The organism is Ruegeria sp. AN6 (assembly GCF_056540425.1).
The window spans coordinates 766,956-784,648 of sequence record NZ_JBQFWR010000001.1 but is presented as its reverse complement, the minus strand read 5'-3'; the positions used below and the strand labels follow the sequence as shown (position 1 = coordinate 784,648).

Genomic DNA, 17,693 nt, shown 5'->3' with positions numbered 1-17,693 from the left:
AGGGCAGATGAAAATGGTGCTTTGGCTGTTGATTTCGGTGGGCATTGCGATGGGCGCATATGTTCGTCTTGCGCCGTCTGACCCGACGCGCTGGCATGTTGCCCCCGAAGGATTGGATCGAGATTTTGGGAACGGCGTAGTGCGGGTCGTTGAGGCAGCCCCGGAAGCGATGGAGCAACTCGATCATATCGCCCGCTCGACGCCGCGCACGACCGTGCTGGCAGGTTCGATCGAAGAGGGAATGATAACCTATGTCACCCGTTCCAGGGTATTCGGATTTCCCGACTACACCACCGTGCAGCATGACGGGGACAAGCTGCGCATCTGTGCGCGCTCAAGATTTGGTCGGAAAGATTTCGGCGTCAATCGACAACGGGTCACCCACTGGCTTGCTTTGCTGCAACCCTGACGACAAACACCCCTCCTGCACCTCACGCCACATGGGCACGTTCAGTGACATCTGGCATTGGGCCATGAACATGCGGCCGTCGACCTGCAGACAGATCATCTCTCCCAATTCGACGCGGGTGCCTGATTTGTCGGTGCAATAGCAGTCCTGCACCTTGCCCCCGGGGCCAACAACGTCGGCCATACCAGGGGTTGCAACAAGTGTCAGGGCCAGGATCAGTCGTTTCATGCGCTAAGCCTAGCACAAGGCAAGGCCTTGACCAAAGCCCCCGGATGATAGACACCGCGCGGATGATCCCCGAAGAACGCCTAGAACAGATCACCCAGCGATTCCAATACCTCGAAGCGGCCATGGCTGATGGCGCATCGGGCGGAGATATTGCGGCCTTGGCTAAAGAATACTCGGACCTCAAACCGGTGGTTGATCAGATCATGGCATGGCGTTTGTTGGTCTCCGATTTGGCCGAGGCCGAAGCGATGCTGGCCGACCCAGACATGAAAGAGCTGGCCGAGGAGGAAATACCCGAACTGCAGGCCCGTATCCCCGAAGCCGAGCATGCGCTACAGCTGGCATTATTGCCCAAAGACGCGGCGGATGCGCGCCCGGCGATGCTGGAGATACGGCCCGGTACAGGTGGCGATGAGGCGGCTCTGTTCGCCGGAGACCTGCTGCGGATGTACCAGCGATACTCCGAGGCGCGTGGCTGGCAGTTTGAAATCATCGAGGAACAGGCCTCGGATCTCGGCGGGATCAAAGAAGTAGTGGCTCATATCAAGGGCGACAACGTCTTTGCGCGGATGAAATATGAATCTGGCGTGCATCGGGTACAGCGTGTGCCCGAAACCGAAAGCGGCGGGCGTATTCACACTTCGGCAGCGACCGTCGCGGTTTTGCCTGAGGCTGAGGATGTAGACATCCAGATCGACGCGAATGACATCCGCATCGACACGATGCGCAGTTCCGGCGCGGGTGGGCAGCATGTTAATACGACGGATTCGGCGGTGCGGATCACGCATCTGCCCAGCGGTATCGTGGTGACCAGCTCCGAGAAATCGCAACATCGCAACCGTGAGATTGCGATGCAGGTGCTGAAAACGCGCCTTTACGATCTGGAGCGGCAGCGGATCGACAGTGAGCGGTCAGCGGATCGCGCCAGCCAAGTGGGCTCGGGTGACCGGTCGGAACGGATCAGGACTTATAATTTCCCACAGGGTCGTATGACGGATCACCGCATCAACCTGACGCTCTATAAGCTGGATCAGGTGATGCAGGGCGATCTGGATGAGGTGATTGATGCGCTAACCGCAGATGATCAGGCCCGGCTGCTGGCCGAGATGGCGCAATGATTGCGGCACTGACAGCTGCGCAGGCCATGGTAGCCGCCACCGCGCGTTTGCGCGCGGCAGGGGTGCCCGATCCGGCGCGGGATGCGCGGGTGCTGCTGGCCCATGCGGCACGGATCGAGGCCAGCCGTGTGACGCTGATCGCACCCGAGGAACTGCCCGTTGATATCGCAGAGCGCTATGACCAGTTGATTTCTCTTCGTGCCATCCGGGTGCCGGTGTCGCACCTTCTGGGCGAGCGCGAATTCTATGGTCGTCGGTTCCGGGTCAGCCGTGATGTACTTGACCCTCGTCCCGAAACCGAAGCTTTGATCGAAGCAGCTCTAAGTGAACCGTTTGATCATGTTCTGGACCTGGGTTTGGGCTCGGGCTGTATCTTGATTACTTTGCTAGCTGAACGGGCGAGCGCCTCGGGCGTCGGGGTGGATTTGAGCGAAGCGGCCTGCCTGCAGGCCAGCGCCAATGCTGTTCAGCATCAAGTTCAGGCGCGTTTGGAGATTCGGCGGTCGGATTGGTTTGAAAACATTCAGGGGCAATTTGACCTGATTGTTTCGAATCCGCCTTATATTTCGGCGGAAGAAATGAATGAACTTTCGCCGGAAGTACGTGAGCATGAGCCGCGCATGGCTTTGACGGATGAGGGCGACGGATTGGATGCGTACCGTCGTATAGCGGCCTCGGCCCCAGATTATCTGATGCCTGGCGGGCGTATTTTGGTAGAAATCGGTCCAACACAAGGCGCTTATGTATCAGCGTTATTTGATGCCGCTGGACTGACGCGCACGCAGGTGATCCCTGACCTGGACGGGCGTGACCGGGTTGTAGGGGCAAGAATGCCACCATCCAGGGGAATCTGAAGCTGAAAAATGCCGATTGATGTAAAAAAGCTGCGACAATTGTGAGAATCCTCTTGTCTGAGCGCTCAGGACATGTTTACTCAGGATTAGTCGGCGAGGTTGACGCTGTTTCAGCGCACCCCTGACGCCAAGCCCAAAAAGTCGATAGCGCGTAACGGCACAAAGCCACTGAGCAGCGTTAGATACGGGTTGATCGACAGTGAATTGATAAGGCTGACGTAAAGTAAGATGAGATCTTCCAAATCCCGCTCGCGGGCCAAGAACAACCGCAATCGTCCTTCTGGCGGCAACGTCGTAAACCGGGTTTTTGACAGCTCGGGCCCTGAGGGCAAAGTGCGTGGCACACCGCAGCAGATCATTGACAAATACAACCAACTGGCGCGCGACGCACAGCTGTCGAATGACCGTGTGGCGGCCGAGAACTTTCAGCAACACGCCGAGCATTACCTGCGCATGCTGAGCGAGGCGCAGCGCGAGATCGAAGCGCGCCGCGAAGAGCAAGAGCGCCAGAACCGCGAACGGCAAGCTGAACGTGACCGTGAGCGTGCCGAACGTCAGGAGCGCGAAGCGGCTCGTCAGGCGGACCCTGCCGAAGCTCCGCAACCTGATGTGATGGATTTCGCCTCGGCCGAACCGACACCTGAAAGCGGGTTGGTCGAGACACCCGAAAGCAAAGGTGCCGAAGCTCCGGCTCAGGAGAAGAAGGAAAAGCCGGCGCGTAAACCGCGGGCGCGCAAGCCCAAAGCACCGCCTGCAGCTGAGGATACGCCCGCCGATACAGGCGACGCACCAGAAGCGGCCGAATAAGATCGGCTCACGCCGACAAAAGCCCCGAGGTTTTTACCCGGGGCTTTTTATTGCGATCAGGGTTTCTGAATTTCGCGAGCCAAGGCACAGAAAGCTTCCAGCGGAATCTGCTCGGCGCGTTCAGTGGGTTTGATACCAGCGGCAAGCAGGCGGTCTTCGATATCCGGGGCCGTACCTTTGAGCGAGGCACGCAGCATCTTGCGACGTTGATTGAAGGCCGCCGCGACCACGCGGGACAGGGTGCGGGCGTCCGCTGGATACCGGGGCTCGGGCAACGCTGTCAGGTGAACCACCGCGCTGGAGACCTTGGGCGGAGGTGTGAACGCTCCGGGCGGCAGGGACATCGCGATGCGCGCTTCGGCCCGCCATTGGGCGAGGATGGCAAGGCGGCCATAGGCCTTGCTGCCGGGTTGGGCTACGATCCGCTCGGCCACTTCGCGCTGGAACATAAGGGTCAGGCTTTGCCAGAATGGTGGCCAATCGGGCGGGGTGAGCCAGCGGACCAGAAGCTCGGTTCCGACATTATAAGGCAGGTTCGCGGCCACGCGAATCGGAGGCGTCAGATGGGCCAGTGGATCGATTTCCAGCGCATCACCGTTGATGACCTCGAGCCTGCCGGGATAAGCGGCGGCAATATCGTTCAAGGCTGCGATGCAGCGAGTGTCTTTTTCAACGGCGACGACTTTGCGGGCCCCCTCAGACAGCAGGCCACGGGTCAAACCACCAGGTCCCGGCCCGATCTCAAGGACATCGCATTCGTCCAGGTCTCCGGCCTGCCGCGCGATCTTTGCCGTCAGGTTGAGGTCGAGCAGAAAGTTCTGACCCAGCGATTTGCGGGCCGAGAGCTGATGGGTGGCGATAACCTCGCGCAGCGGGGGGAGGGAGTCGATGGCGCTCATTGCTTTATCGTTGTTCGGATTGGATTTGGTGCGCCAGATATTTTTTGCCTCCGGCGGGGATATTTTTGGCCAGATGAAGCATTAGCGAGATTGCGCCATCTTCTGGGCCAGTCTGAGCGCCTCGATCAGGCTGGTTGGGTTTGCGATGCCTTGGCCTGCAATGTCCAAGGCCGTGCCGTGATCTGGCGAGGTTCTGACGAAGGGCAGGCCCAGCGTCACGTTTACACCTCGGTCAAAATCCAGCGTTTTGATCGGGATCAGCGCCTGGTCGTGATACATTGCAATCGCCGCGTCGTAGCGCGCACGTGCCGCGGCGTGGAACATGGTATCTGCGGGGTGCGGGCCGGTCACTGAATAGCCATTGGGTGACATATCGGCGATCAGCGGCGCGATCCAGTCGAGCTCCTCAGTCCCCATCTTTCCCTCTTCGCCCGCGTGGGGGTTCAATCCAGCCACGGCGATTCTGGGATTGGGGATGCCAAACTGGTCGCGCAAACCCCGTGCGGTGATCTCGATCGTTTCACGCAAAACTTCTGGAGTGAGCGCGCTTGTGACTTGCGATAGCGGAATATGGATGGTGGCTGGTACCACCCGCAATTGATCGCTCGCGAGCATCATCACGACGCGCGACTGTCCCGCCAGTGAGGCTAGGAATTCGGTATGTCCCGGAAACGCAAATCCAGCCCCATCGATCAGTGCCTTCTTGTGGATCGGTGCTGTACAAAGCGCCGATGCTGCACCGGATTGGACCAACTCGACACCCCGTTCAATAGCATCAACGACAGCGGGCGCATTTTTGGCTTCGGGATGTCCGGGTGTATTAATAGACGAAAACTCGACATGCAGAACGGGCAGGGCAGTGGCGCTTGCTGCACGGGCTTCTGCTGGGTCGGATATCCGAGTGATCGGAGTGCCTGCCGGGAGGTGCGAGGCATCGCCGATATAGAAGAACGGGCATGCATCGCGCAATGATTGCCAGGCTTTGGCCGCGATCTCGGGGCCTATTCCTGCAGGTTCGCCGCAGCTGAGTGCGATAGGTGGTGTCATTGCTCGATGATGACGGCTTCGGCTCGGAGCTGTTCCAGCAGGCTGTCTGCAAGAGCCTGCAAGCGTTGTTGTGTCAGCGCGTTGGCTACGTCCACTCGGGTCGTTTCTTCACCCAGATCGCGGGTTCTGTTGCACAGCATCAGGAACATCAGCGTCTGACCGTTGTTTCGCGTCAGTGCAGTTGAAACCTCATTTGGATCAAGTTTGGCCAGTTCCAATGCAACATCGCGTGGTATCTCAGACGGTTTAGCGGTGTTACGATCAAGAATATCCGGCGACTGACCCTTGGCCAATCCATAGAGATCATCGCAGGTGTCGATCTCTTCCTTGAGTTTGGTGGCTTTTGCGAGCGTATCTGTATTGCGGCCACCTGGGAGGTAATAGATGGCGTAGTCGATTTCGGAGTATCGCGGCGCGCTGCCCGCTGTTTCACGGATACCCCTCATCTGGAATAGCGCCACAGCGTTTGGCAGCGCAAGCGGATCGGTAATCTCGCCGTTTTTCAGGCCCAGGATGACTGGCTGCAGAGCGGGTGGCAGATTTGTGATCGAAAGCCATTCGAGCCGCCCACCATTTTCACGTGTAGCCGCTGCTGAGTACTGTGTTGCGGCGGCCGAAAAGCTCTCCTGATCGGGGAGCAATGCAATTTCGTCGGCCAGAGCCTCGGCTTGAGCCAGTGTTTGTGGGGTTACTGGAATGATGATTTCTGACAATAAAACCTGCAAGCCGCCGCCGCCGCCCTGTCCCAGTGCGCGATTGATTTCATCCTCGCTTGGCCGGGCCTGCGACAAAAAGCGAGTGGCGACATAATCCCGCCAGGATAATTGGTCGGCCACGAAATCCCGTACGGTTTCCGTGGAAACACCCTCTTCGTTCAGTAGTCTTAGAAACTCGTCCGTGCTTAGGTTACCGCGTGAGGCGAATTCATCAATTCCAGATTGAACATCTTCCGGCGTCGCCTGTATCCCGGCATCACGCATGGCCTGTTTACGCAGCCTGTCATCGATCAATGCATTACGAACTTCTGTTTCGGAACTGCCTGGGATACCCAGAAGATCCAGAAACTGTTGGCGCTGTTGCAGTTCATACCAAGTGACAATGTCTTGATTGACCCGGATTGCAGGAGAGAAAAGGCTTTGACTCTGGGCCGGGGGTGTCGCCAGGGCAACAAACGCGGCGGCCAACACCGGCAGGACCGAATTACGATAGCCTGAGCGAAGAGATTTTGTGAAACCTGAGATCAACTGCATCTTCTCTTAAACTTTTGTCCATTGCCTTCGACGGAGTACCCTGTCAGGGCTACGGTAAAGCCGAATTCCGTCGAAGGCTCAATACTTGATGTGGAGGTAAAGCGTCTGTTGACGTTCACATTCACCTGCACGCACTCATTCTGGTAGGTCAAACCAAACCCCAGGCGGAGTGGCTCAGATTCGCTGAAATCATATCGCGCGCTGGCGCGGGTCAGCCAGTTCTGATCTACGCGATAGCGACCCGATATGCGCAGCTCTGATATTTCGTCATTGTTAGCTTCAGCCGGGTCCGGTTCCAGCCAGATATAGCCGCCAGATAGTGCCGTATCTCCTTTGACCCACGCTGCGCGCAACTCGGCTTTCGTAAAACTGAAGTCATTATTCAGCAGTCCACGTGCCGCCAGTGTCAAACCTTTGCCATTGTTAAGTTGACCGGCCAAAAGAATGTCCGATTTGGTCCCCTGCAATCCTGATGTCAGCGTGAAATCCGGATCGGCGTCAGACCGAAAAACTTGCCCAATTGTTGCGAGCGCACGCCAACCATCAGCGTTGTAGCGGGACCAATTCAAGCCGACCACGGCGGTTGTGCCATCTTCACGCCGGTCAGGCGCAGGAAATCGCGAAAGTGCCAGCAAATTGCCCTGATCGAGCTCTTGAAATGTGCTTTCGTCGTTGGGCACATCGTTATCTGAAACATGTGTCCAGCCGATTTGTGCAATAGGTTCCAGGATTTGCGTCGCGCCAGATTGCTCGCGTCGCAACATTGGGTAGCGCAAAGTAAAGGCCGCGCGCGGCGTCGAGCGCGTCACATTGTTCGGATAACTGCTGTCATTTCTGATGTTGAACGTGTCAATTGCTGCGCCCAGCTGGGCCTCGGCACGTAGCCCGGTTGCGAAAGTCCAGTTGCGCAGCCATTCTGCGTCAAAAGTCGCGCGGGCGACATCGCGCCCAACAATATCTTCATCACTGGTGCGTGTGTGAGTGTGGCCAAGAAAGGCCAGCTGAACTTCGCCCCCGAGCGCCTTTGGGAACAAACGTTTTCGATAGTTGAGATCGAAGACGCGAGAGGGGATCTCTTCCTCATTTTCGCTATCCCGCAGGCTTTTGTAATGGATGAAGCCGGTTTTGAACGCAGTGTCGCGCTTGATCCTTTCAAGGGCGATTTCGCTGCGCAGGCGATCAAAATCGGGCAGGCCATAGTCAGCCAGATATGAGTCATCCGAGGTTGTCTTGATGTCAAACGTCAGTCGATAGCTGTTTCCCAGGCTGAAGCGACCATCAGCAAATAGGTATCCGCGATCTTCACCGGGTTGCAAATCGTCTCGGGTATAGGCCCCTCTCAGACGGATGCCGCCGGCTTTGAAGGCCTGCCTATAGCGAAACCCGAGGGTACGGGTTTTGGATGACAGATAGGGGGTCAACGTCAGGTCTTTGTGGTCTCCGATCTTGAAGAAGTAGGGAACCTGTACTCCGGTACTCAATTGTGAGGTCGTGCGGATTGATGGCACCAGAAAACCTGTCGCGCGTTCGAGAGTTGGATCGGGCAGGCGCAGGGTGGGGAAATAGAAGACAGGTACATCCAGAATGCGGAACTGGGCGCCTTCGAAATACAGCTGCCTTTCGAGCTGATCATGCGTGACTTTGCGTGCGCGAATTTGCCAGATCGGAGGGGTGCCGTTTGAGCAGACATGACATGAGGTTGCCGCCACTTTGCTGAACTGTGTGTATCGCCCCGCCGCGCGGGTAGCTTGGACCGAAGCGATCTGAACCTGCTGCTCAAATACCATACGCGCGCCCATCAACAGGCCATTCTGGATGCCGCTATCCAATTGTGCAGAATCGGCCAGCAATGTGCTGTCCCCACCTTGATCGATCCGGATCGGGCCGACCAGAGTCAGCTCACCTGTTTCACGATCATAGGTGACGCTTTGGGCCGTGAGTTTCACGTCGCCCTGAAAAGCTTCGATATTTCCTTCGGCGACCAGTTTGCGGTCCGGGGTGATGAAAATCTCATCGGCCACAAGTAGGGCTGGTTGATTTTGCTCAGTCGCACCGGTGTCGTTGGTGGCGCCTGACACTTCCGACTGTGCCATAGCAACAGCAGGCAGAGACAGGATCAATGCGGTCGAAAGTAGTAAGGAGAGGATGGGGCGCATCAGCCGTCCTCCGCATGAAGCAAGAGACCCAGTGACAAAAGGATACCCGCAAAAGGTGGAGCCCAGGCCGCAACAAGGATCGGCAATTGTCCATTCTCGCCAAGAATTTGCGCAAAGTTTCGAATGAAATAAATGCCGAACCCCAGCAAAACGGCAGTTAGTACGGCAACACCCGTGCCACCAAACCGGACATGGCGCATTGTAAAGGCCGCACCGATCAGAACCATCGAGACCAGAAACAGCGGACGGGCGAGCTGTACCTGCAACCAGACTTCATATTGTTTGGTGGAAAATCCGGCCTCTTCCAGATCTCGGATCAATTGCGGCAAGTCGTAGACGGATACTGAATCCTGCTGCCCCAAAGTGTCCAGAATCCGTTCTCGAGTCAGCGTTGTCGGGAGGTTCAGTACCTCGTGCGTGCTGGAATTTGCTTCGGGGTTAAGGTCATCCTGAATAGGCCAGATCTTGGCCTGATGCAGGGTCCAGAACCCATCCTCAAGATTGGCCTTTTGGGCTGAAATTTGTTGGTTCGGTTTACCGTCGGGTGCGAATGTGGTGATGGTTACGTCTTTCAAGGCGAACCTGTCTCCGTTGACCGTGCCGGTTGCGTGGATCACTGACTGGCCATTGGCTGAACCCTGGCGCAGCCATAGCCCTTCGCGGCTGATCGAAAGGGCCGAACTGCCTTGGTTTCGGTAACCATCCGACAGACGCTGAAATTCTTCTGAGGTGGCAGCGGCAATCGGGTTCAGCAAAGCAACCGCGAGTGTTCCAATTGTCAACGCCAGCAATACCGGGGCCAATAACGCGCGGATTCCAGACCGGCCGATGGCTCGGGTCACGACCAATTCGGAACTGCGGGCAAGGCCAACGAACAATGCAATAGTGGCCAAGATCATCAAAAGCGGTAGCATCTCGCTAATCGCGGCTGGCGTGTTTAGAAGCGTCAACTGCAATAGCTGACCAAAGGACAGGCCAGTACCATCGAACCGGCGCACCTGCTCGATCAGATCGATCAGGATCATCAAAGTCAGAAAGATTCCGCCGATTATGAGAAAGCTTTGGATAAAGCGGCGGGCAAAATAGCGGTCGAGGATCACGTGGGCATCCCCGTCAAACCCCGGCATCCAAGAATCACGATCGGGCATGGAATCATGCGCGACGGCCTGTAACTGCCGATTGGTGTCACGTTCTCTCCCCCGAGCCTGCCGTTGTTTTCGCGCGACCATAATGCAATTGCCCGGCGGGGAAAACTGCTATCTGGTCAACGGTGGCTGCGCGGGCTAGGTCTTGGGCAACGCAATTTTCAGGAGAATGATATGAGCAGTCTCATGCCCGTCCGTTTCACCCCTTTTGACCTTGATGCGATGGCGCAGGCCGAAGGGCGCGTGGCCATTCTCATTCCCGCCGATGGCAAGATGAGCCCTGCCGCGCGACGGGCCAATCGTTTGACCAAAGGTGGTATTGCGCGGCTGGTCGAAAGCGAGCGTTTCAGCAAAGTGAAATCGGGTGATGTGATTTCGCTGGCATGGCCGGCAGGAATGGAGGCGGAGGCGCTGGATATTTTGGTCCTGCCGCGCCGACCCGATTTCGACGAAGCACGAAAGGCCGGGGCTAATCTGGCAAAGCTGTCTGCTGGTAAATCCGTGCTGGTCATGGCCGCCAACCACGCGCGAATCGAAGAGTTGGCTTTGGGCATGGTTCTGAGGGCCTACGATTTTGATGTCCACAAAACCAAAGATTCTGATCCGACAGGCGAGATCGTTATCGGTCATTCTAAACCGGAAGAGGCCGAGGCCAAATTTGCGCCGCTCTATGCCGTGGCTGATGGAGTGCGCATGACACGGGATCTGACAAATGAACCCGCAAATGTGCTGACGACAACCGAATTCGCGGACAGGTTGGTCGAGATGGAATCGCTGGGCCTGAAGGTCGAGGTTCTGGAAGAAGACAAGTTGGCCGAACTGGGCATGCGCACGCTGCTGAGCGTCGGGCAGGGCTCAGTCAGCCCCTCGAAAGTTGTGGTGATGCAGTGGGATGGTGGTGACAAGGATGACGCGCCGCTGGCCTTGGTCGGCAAGGGTGTTGTGTTCGATACCGGGGGTATCTCGCTGAAGCCCGCGGGTGGCATGGAAGACATGACCATGGACATGGGCGGCGCGGGTGTTGTTGCCGGAACCATGCGAGCGCTGGCCAAGCGCAAGGCAAAGGCCAATGTCGTGGGGCTGGTCGGGTTGGTCGAGAACATGCCGTCGGGCAATGCTTCACGCCCCGGTGATGTCGTCAAATCGATGAAAGGCGACACTGTTGAGATCATCAACACCGACGCCGAGGGTCGTTTGGTTCTGTGCGACGTCATGTGGTACGCGCAGGATCGGTTCCAGCCGGTGGGCATGATCGATCTGGCCACTTTGACAGGGGCAGTGATCATCGGACTTGGGCATGAGAATGCCGGCGTGTTTTCGAACAATGACACGTTCTGTGATGCCTTCCTGAAATCCGCCAAGGCCGAGGATGAGGGCGCATGGCGGCTGCCATTGGGCGAAGGTTATGACAAGCAGCTAAAATCACGCATTGCGGATATGAAGAACGTAGGGGGACGGCCAGCCGGTTCGATCACCGCGGCGCAGTTCCTGCAGCGCTTTGTCAAGGAAGAGACACCTTGGATTCACCTCGATATCGCTGGTGTGGCCTCTGTGTCCTCCGAGACGTCTTATGCGCCCAAAGGGGCCACCGGCTGGGGCGTCCGTGCGCTAAGCCGCTTCGTACAGGACAATTTCGAGACCACGGGCGAATAGATCCGTGGGCGCGGTCTATTTCTACCACCTGACTCGTCAGCCGTTGGAGCACACCCTGCCTGTGCTGTTGGACAAGGCGCGGCAGGCCGGGTGGCGGATTGCCGTGCGGGGGACTGACCCAGCGCGGATGGACTGGCTGGATGAAAAACTGTGGCTGGGTCCCGAAGAGGGGTTCCTGCCACATGGCCGTGAAGGTGGCCCGCATGACGCGGCGCAGCCGATTTTGCTGACGACCGGACCAGAGGCCGCCAATGGGGCGACTTGCGTGATGGCCGTCGATGGGGCACCGATTGAGGCGGAAGAGGTTTCGGCGTTGGAGCGTGTCTGTATTCTGTTTGACGGCAACGACCCGGAGGCGGTGCAACATGCGCGTGGGCAATGGAAATCCCTGACCGGCTCAGGATGCGCGGCTCAATATTGGTCCGAGGAATCCGGACGATGGGAGAAGAAGGCCGAGGCTTGATCGGCAGCATTAATTTTTTTGGGAGATTTTAAATGGATATGAAGCCTTTGGGGCGTACCGGGATCATGGTGTCGGATTTATGTCTGGGCACAATGACCTTTGGCACACAAACATCGGAAGCTGAGGCGCACCGCCAGATGGATATGGCGCTTGCGGGTGGAATCAACTTTGTCGACGCCGCCGAGATGTATCCGGTGAATCCAATTTCCAAGGAAACAATCGGGCGGACTGAAGAGATTCTGGGCAACTGGAATGCCGCCAATCCCTCGCGGCGTGGGGACTATGTGCTGGCCACGAAGCATTCCGGTGAGGGGTTCGTGCATGCGCGCAATGGGGCTCCGATCTCGAAAGAAACCATTCCTGAGGCGATTGAAGGATCATTACGTCGATTGCAGACGGATGTCATCGACCTCTATCAGTTCCATTGGCCAAATCGCGGCAGCTACATGTTCCGGCAGAACTGGGACTATGCGCCCTTGGGGCACAACCGAAATGAGATCGTGGACGAGATGCGCGAGAGTCTGGTGGCGCTGCAAGCACAGGTGGATAAAGGAAATATCCGCGCCTTTGGCCTGTCGAACGAGAGCGCATGGGGCACCGCGCAATGGTTGCGGGCATCGGACGAGGTCGGCGGACCTCGGGTCGCGTCGATCCAGAACGAGTATTCGCTGCTCTGCCGGTTGTTCGATACGGATCTGGCTGAATTGTGTCTGCTCGAAGATGTCGGGTTGCTGTCGTTCTCACCCTTGGCGGCGGGTTTTCTCACGGGGAAATATCAAGGTGGTGCTATTCCAGAAGGATCACGCATGGCGTTAGTCCCGAATATGGGCGGGCGCAAAACGGATCGCGTGTATGATGCTGTGGCTGCTTATCTGGATATCGCGCAGCGACACGGGTTGGATCCGGTGCACATGTCCCTGGCGTGGTGTTGCAGCCGGCCGTTTATGGGATCGACCATTTTTGGCGCGACGACGGTGGCGCAGTTGGAGCATATTCTGGTGGGCAAGGATCTGAAGCTGTCGTCCGAAGTGATGGCCGAGATCAGTGCGGCGCACCGGGCGTTTCCGATGCCATATTGAAGGGATAGAGGCTCTGCCCCCATCGCCTTTGGCTACTCTCCCGAGGTATTTTTGGCCAGATGAAGCTGGATCGCCTCAGTGATGGGTGGGTTGTGTGCGGTCTTGCCTGAGGTCGCGGGCCGATAGGCCATGCGCGGTGCGGAAGGCGCGGGCGAAGCTGGATTGTGACGCGAAGCCTGTGGCGAGTGCCACATCCATCAAGGGAATGTCGGTATCGGTTACGAGTCGGCGTGCCTCGGCCAGTCTGAGTTGCAGGTAGTGGTCTTGCGGTGTGGTATTCAGGCGTAGCCGGAATTGCTGCTGTAGGGTGCGGGCGCTGGTGCCGAGAGCGTCAGCGATGTCAGCCAGTGGAAGGGGTTCGTCCAGAGATGATTCCATCAGCGAGTTTGCCTTGGCGGTCAGGGCAGTATGGCGATGCGGCGCTCCGGTACGGCTTTGCGGTTTTGAGGGTTCGGATGTGCCTTCGTAGAGGAACAGTCCGGAGACCCGGGCAGCAAATCCAGCACCATGGCGGGCGGCGATGATGTGCAGCATCATATCGATCGCTGGGACAGCACCGCCCGAGGTCAGGCGGTTTTCGGACACGGTGAACCGGTCGGGTCGCACATCGACATTCGGGAAGCGGGCGGAAAAATTCTCCAAGTCCTCCCAATGCGTCGTCGCAGCGTGACCATCCAGCAGTCCAGCTTCGGCCAGCAACCAGGGGCCGCCATCTATCCCAGCCATTGTAGCGCCAGAGGCGGCGACCCTGCGAAGACCGGCAAGTAGGCTAGGCGTTGCGTGACGCGCGAGTTGGAAGCCCGCAACGACAATCATCAGGTCGCAGCCTTGCAGGCGTGCCAATGGGATGCCTTGTACATTCAGAGCGCTCGTCAACATCGCGGGCTCGACAGTGGCGGTGACGTAGTCCCAGTCAAAAGCGGGCCGGTCTGCCAATCGGTTGGCCGCGCGCATCGGGTCGACCGCAGCAGCAAAGCTGAGCGTGTTGCATTCGTCCAGCACCAGCACCGCCGTTTTCAGGGCGCGATGTTCAGGTTGGAGTATGTTTTTTGCGGATTTCATCAAGTCTGATTCGCATTCTGCCAAGTGGTTTGTCCAAGGCTGCGCCAGAGTTGGCGTTGACGCAAATCGGAATCCGGGGAGAAGCCTGGGGAAAACCTTAGGTAAAACCGGGTATAAGCTGGGGAAAACGCCATGCCTTTGGAAATGAACCGCGAAGTCTTTATCACCTGTGCCGTGACTGGGTCGGGCGGAACACAGGATCGCAGCCCTCATGTCCCGCGCTCACCCAAGCAAATCGCCGACAGCGCGATTGCTGCAGCCAAGGCCGGTGCGGCGGTGGTGCACTGCCATGTGCGCGACCCTGAGACGGGTGCACCGTCGCGCGATCTGGCGCTGTATCGTGAGGTGACGGACCGTATACGTGATGCTGAGGTTGATGCAGTGCTGAACCTGACGGCTGGCATGGGCGGAGACATGGTGTTCGGCGGGATCGAAAATCCGCTGCCATTGGCGGAGGCCGGAACCGATCTGGTTGGTGCCACTGAGCGTGTGGCACACGTGGCCGAGTGTTTGCCGGAAATCTGCACCTTGGATTGTGGCACGATGAACTTTGCCGAGGCCGACTATGTGATGACCAATACCCCCGGCGCTTTGCGCGCGATGGGGCAAATGATGACCGATCTGGGTGTGAAGCAAGAGATCGAGGCCTTTGATACCGGTCATCTGTGGTTTGCCAAACAACTGGTGAAAGAGGGTGTTCTGGAACCGAATGCGCTGGTGCAACTGTGCATGGGTGTGCCCTGGGGCGCGCCGGATGATCTGAACACCTTCATGGCGATGGTAAACAACGTGCCAGAAGACTGGACGTTCAGTGCGTTTTCTTTGGGTCGGAACGAGATGGCCTATGTGGCGGCCTCGGTTCTGGCGGGTGGCAATGTCCGTGTCGGGTTGGAGGACAATCTGTGGCTCGAGAAGGGTGTATTGGCCGAGAACTGGCAGTTGGTCGAGCGTGCGGGCAGCATCATCGAAAACATGGGTGCGCGCGTGATCGGGCCGCAGGAAGTGCGTGAGAAACTGGGTCTGGTCAAGCGGGCACCGGCAGGAGTGGCGGGCTGAGGCCCGCACTACGAGTAAGGTCAAGCGATATGAAAAAGATTGCTGCAATCATTGGTGGCGGTGTGATCGGCGGCGGATGGGCTGCGCGGTTTCTCCTGAATGGCTGGGATGTTCGAGTGTTTGATCCGGATCCAGAGGCGGAACGCAAGATTGGCGAGGTGCTGGACAATGCACGCCGCTCTCTGCCGGGCTTGAGCGATGTGCCCCTGCCGCCGGAGGGGGCGCTGAGTTTTCATGATGAGATTGGTGACGCCGTAGACGGCGCCATATGGATTCAGGAAAGCGTGCCGGAGCGGCTCGACCTGAAACTGAAGGTCTACAAAAGTCTGCAGGAGGCATGTGACCCCGGTGCCATCATTGGGTCCTCGACAAGCGGGTTCAAACCGTCTGAGCTGCAGGAAGGTGCGTCGCGGCCCGAGCAAATCGTGGTCACGCATCCATTCAACCCGGTTTATCTGTTGCCGTTGATCGAACTTGTGCCGACTGACAAAAATATACCTGAGATGGTCGCGAAGGCGAAGGAACTGCTGACCTCGGTCGGGTTCTTTCCGTTGCACGTCAAAAAAGAGATCGACGCGCATATCGCGGACCGTTTCCTTGAGGCCGTCTGGCGCGAGGCGCTGTGGCTGGTCAAGGACGGTATCGCAACAACCGAGGAGATCGACGAAGCCATCCGTATGGGGTTTGGCATCCGCTGGGCGCAGATGGGGCTGTTCGAAACCTATCGCGTGGCCGGGGGCGAAGCCGGGATGCGGCATTTCATGGCGCAGTTCGGCCCGGCGCTGAAATGGCCCTGGACCAAGCTGATGGATGTACCCGAGTTCACCGATGAATTGGTCGACATGATCGCGGATCAGTCGGATGCACAATCGGGCATGCACTCAATCCGTGAGTTGGAGCGCATTCGCGACAACAACCTTGTGGGCATGATGCGGGCGTTGAAGGCGCAGAACTACGGGGCCGGGGCGGTGTTGAACCAACATGACGCTGCGCTGAAACCGGGAGCCTTGCCGACCCTGGATCAAGCGGATCTGAGCCAGCCCATTCTGACGCTATCGCGCGCCGTGCCGCTGGATTGGACGGACTACAACGGCCATATGAACGAGGCCAAATACCTTGAAGCTTTTGCAGCCGCCACGGATCGGTTCATGGAGATAATTGGCTGCGACATGGAGTATATCTCGACTGGCGGCAGCTATTTCACCGCTGAGAACCACATCCGTTATATGCAAGAGACCCATGCCGGTTCGCGGATCGAGTGCCGTACACAGATGCTGTTGGGGCAGGGCAAAAAGCTGCATGTCTTCCACAGCATGTACGAAGGTGAGACGTTGTTGGCCACGGGCGAAAGCTTTTTGCTGCATGTCAGCCTTGAAACCCGCCGCCCCAGCCCGCCATCACCCGAAATCGAGGCCGCAATGGCGCGGATTGCTGAGGCGCAGGCCGGATTGCCTTATCCGGAAGGTGCGGGCGCTGCGATCCGCAAGCCTGCATGACCAGCCGGGTTCTGATTACTGCCGGCGCCTCGGGTGTCGGTCGCGCGATGGCGGAAGCGTTTGATGCTGCCGGGGCGCAGGTCTGGGTGGCGGATATTGACGCAGATGCGCTGGCAGAATGCCCATCAGACTGGAAGCAAAGCCTATTGGACGTTTCGGATGAAACCGCTGTTTCATCTACATTCAAAGAAGTTGAGGCCGCGTGGGGTGGGCTCGACGTGCTGTGCGCGAATGCAGGGGTCGCCGGGCCGACCGCTGCGGTTGAGGATGTGCCTCTAACTGATTGGCGTTCTTGCCTTTCAGTAAATCTGGAAGGGGCGTTTTTGTGTTCCAAATATGCTGCTCCAATAATGAAGCGGCAGAGGAGTGGTGCGATCCTAATCACGTCTTCGACTGCAGGCCAATACGGCTATCCCAACCGCGCACCTTATGCGGCGGCGAAATGGGGCATGGTGGGCTTGGGCAAAACGCTGGCGATGGAATTGGGGCCGCACGGAATCCGATGTAATGTAATCTGCCCCGGTTCAGTAGAAGGACCACGCATGGAGGGCGTGCTGCAACGCGAAGCCGTTGCAAAGGGCATGACCCGGGATCAGGTTTACAACGGTTACGCCTCGGGCACGTCCATGGGCCGCTTCGTCGAGGGGCGGGACATTGCAAACATGGCTGTATTTTTGGCGTCAGATGCGGCGCGGCTGGTGTCGGGTCAGGTGATCGCGGTGGATGGTCATACAGTCAATCCTGACCCGAAACTGTAGATCAGCCCTGATTGGGGCCGCGGATCTGGCGGATGGCGCTGCGGACGGCTTTCCAGTCCTGCGCCTCCTGCTGGTTTCCGGCGGCTTGGCTTTCGCGCATTTTCTGCGCAGCTTCGGCCTCGGCCCGATCTCCATGAGCCGTGTAAAGGGCACGTGCGTATTCTGCGGTTTTGAGTGCGTCCATTCCCGTCATCCTCCATCTCAGATCGGAAT

General features: G+C 58.0%; 18 protein-coding genes. 10 read left to right on the top strand and 8 right to left on the bottom strand.

Going from position 1 to position 17,693, the window contains the following annotated elements; translation table 11 throughout:
• Positions 1-7: 7 nt before the first annotated feature.
• On the top strand, positions 8-409 hold the full coding sequence (locus ACR0MQ_RS03860) for a DUF1499 domain-containing protein (RefSeq protein WP_480606044.1): 402 nt from the start codon (positions 8-10) through the stop codon (positions 407-409).
• On the opposite strand, the gene ACR0MQ_RS03855 is transcribed toward ACR0MQ_RS03860, so the two are convergent.
• Positions 335-637, bottom strand: a complete 303-nt coding sequence (locus tag ACR0MQ_RS03855; RefSeq protein WP_170470763.1) for a hypothetical protein — start codon at positions 635-637, stop codon at positions 335-337. The two genes, ACR0MQ_RS03860 and ACR0MQ_RS03855, sit on opposite strands and share 75 nt — an antisense overlap.
• 62 nt (positions 638-699) lie before the next feature.
• On the opposite strand from ACR0MQ_RS03855, the gene prfA reads away from it, so the two are divergent.
• The 3 genes from prfA (at position 700) to ACR0MQ_RS03840 (ending at position 3,416) form a co-directional block, all read left to right on the top strand.
• The gene (gene prfA, locus ACR0MQ_RS03850; protein WP_170540433.1) at positions 700-1,755 is read left to right on the top strand and encodes a peptide chain release factor 1; all 1,056 of its coding nucleotides are present in this window, start codon (positions 700-702) and stop codon (positions 1,753-1,755) included.
• Positions 1,752-2,609 (top strand): peptide chain release factor N(5)-glutamine methyltransferase, encoded by an 858-nt coding sequence (prmC, locus tag ACR0MQ_RS03845; protein ID WP_480606041.1) that lies wholly within the window; start codon positions 1,752-1,754, stop codon positions 2,607-2,609. The genes prfA and prmC overlap by 4 nt, the downstream gene beginning before the upstream one ends.
• Before the next feature lie 228 nt (positions 2,610-2,837).
• Positions 2,838-3,416: a DUF4167 domain-containing protein gene (locus ACR0MQ_RS03840; protein WP_010440450.1), complete on the top strand. Its 579-nt coding sequence runs from the start codon at positions 2,838-2,840 to the stop codon at positions 3,414-3,416.
• Positions 3,417-3,472: 56 nt separating this feature from the next.
• On the opposite strand, the gene rsmA is transcribed toward ACR0MQ_RS03840, so the two are convergent.
• The 5 genes from rsmA to lptG all read right to left on the bottom strand — a co-directional run bounded on the left by rsmA (position 3,473) and on the right by lptG (position 9,868).
• On the bottom strand, positions 3,473-4,315 hold the full coding sequence (rsmA, locus tag ACR0MQ_RS03835) for a 16S rRNA (adenine(1518)-N(6)/adenine(1519)-N(6))-dimethyltransferase RsmA (protein WP_170773904.1): 843 nt from the start codon (positions 4,313-4,315) through the stop codon (positions 3,473-3,475).
• Positions 4,316-4,396: 81 nt separating this feature from the next.
• A complete protein-coding gene (gene pdxA / locus ACR0MQ_RS03830) occupies positions 4,397-5,362 on the bottom strand; it encodes a 4-hydroxythreonine-4-phosphate dehydrogenase PdxA (RefSeq protein WP_170773906.1) in 966 nt (321 codons plus the stop codon).
• Positions 5,359-6,612: a peptidylprolyl isomerase gene (locus ACR0MQ_RS03825; RefSeq protein WP_170773908.1), complete on the bottom strand. Its 1,254-nt coding sequence runs from the start codon at positions 6,610-6,612 to the stop codon at positions 5,359-5,361. Before ACR0MQ_RS03825 ends, pdxA begins: the two co-directional genes overlap by 4 nt.
• Positions 6,603-8,768 (bottom strand): LPS-assembly protein LptD, encoded by a 2,166-nt coding sequence (locus tag ACR0MQ_RS03820; protein ID WP_480606036.1) that lies wholly within the window; start codon positions 8,766-8,768, stop codon positions 6,603-6,605. The genes ACR0MQ_RS03825 and ACR0MQ_RS03820 overlap by 10 nt, the downstream gene beginning before the upstream one ends.
• Entirely contained in the window at positions 8,768-9,868 is a 1,101-nt protein-coding gene (gene lptG / locus ACR0MQ_RS03815) for an LPS export ABC transporter permease LptG (protein WP_170774192.1), read from the bottom strand. Before lptG ends, ACR0MQ_RS03820 begins: the two co-directional genes overlap by 1 nt.
• Before the next feature lie 219 nt (positions 9,869-10,087).
• On the opposite strand from lptG, the gene ACR0MQ_RS03810 reads away from it, so the two are divergent.
• From ACR0MQ_RS03810 to ACR0MQ_RS03800, 3 genes are read left to right on the top strand one after another with little or no spacing between them, the layout of a single operon-like run.
• Positions 10,088-11,566, top strand: a complete 1,479-nt coding sequence (locus ACR0MQ_RS03810; RefSeq protein WP_170773912.1) for a leucyl aminopeptidase — start codon at positions 10,088-10,090, stop codon at positions 11,564-11,566.
• 4 nt (positions 11,567-11,570) lie between these two features.
• On the top strand, positions 11,571-12,029 hold the full coding sequence (locus ACR0MQ_RS03805) for a DNA polymerase III subunit chi (protein WP_170773914.1): 459 nt from the start codon (positions 11,571-11,573) through the stop codon (positions 12,027-12,029).
• A gap of 32 nt (positions 12,030-12,061) precedes the next feature.
• Positions 12,062-13,108, top strand: a complete 1,047-nt coding sequence (locus ACR0MQ_RS03800) for an aldo/keto reductase (RefSeq protein ID WP_170773916.1) — start codon at positions 12,062-12,064, stop codon at positions 13,106-13,108.
• Positions 13,109-13,183: 75 nt separating this feature from the next.
• On the opposite strand, the gene ACR0MQ_RS03795 is transcribed toward ACR0MQ_RS03800, so the two are convergent.
• Positions 13,184-14,170 (bottom strand): GlxA family transcriptional regulator, encoded by a 987-nt coding sequence (locus ACR0MQ_RS03795; protein WP_170773918.1) that lies wholly within the window; start codon positions 14,168-14,170, stop codon positions 13,184-13,186.
• 132 nt (positions 14,171-14,302) lie between these two features.
• Here ACR0MQ_RS03795 and bcoG point away from each other — a divergent pair, with 132 nt between their 5' ends.
• From bcoG to ACR0MQ_RS03780, 3 genes are read left to right on the top strand one after another with little or no spacing between them, the layout of a single operon-like run.
• Positions 14,303-15,226, top strand: coding sequence for a 3-dehydrocarnitine:acetyl-CoA trimethylamine transferase BcoG (bcoG, locus tag ACR0MQ_RS03790; protein WP_480606032.1), 924 nt, complete (start codon positions 14,303-14,305; stop codon positions 15,224-15,226).
• 29 nt (positions 15,227-15,255) lie between these two features.
• Positions 15,256-16,722: a carnitine 3-dehydrogenase gene (locus ACR0MQ_RS03785; protein ID WP_480606029.1), complete on the top strand. Its 1,467-nt coding sequence runs from the start codon at positions 15,256-15,258 to the stop codon at positions 16,720-16,722.
• A complete protein-coding gene (locus tag ACR0MQ_RS03780) occupies positions 16,719-17,480 on the top strand; it encodes an SDR family oxidoreductase (protein WP_480606026.1) in 762 nt (253 codons plus the stop codon). The genes ACR0MQ_RS03785 and ACR0MQ_RS03780 overlap by 4 nt, the downstream gene beginning before the upstream one ends.
• A gap of 1 nt (position 17,481) precedes the next feature.
• On the opposite strand, the gene ACR0MQ_RS03775 is transcribed toward ACR0MQ_RS03780, so the two are convergent.
• Entirely contained in the window at positions 17,482-17,664 is a 183-nt protein-coding gene (locus ACR0MQ_RS03775) for a hypothetical protein (protein ID WP_010440418.1), read from the bottom strand.
• Positions 17,665-17,693: the final 29 nt, after the last annotated feature.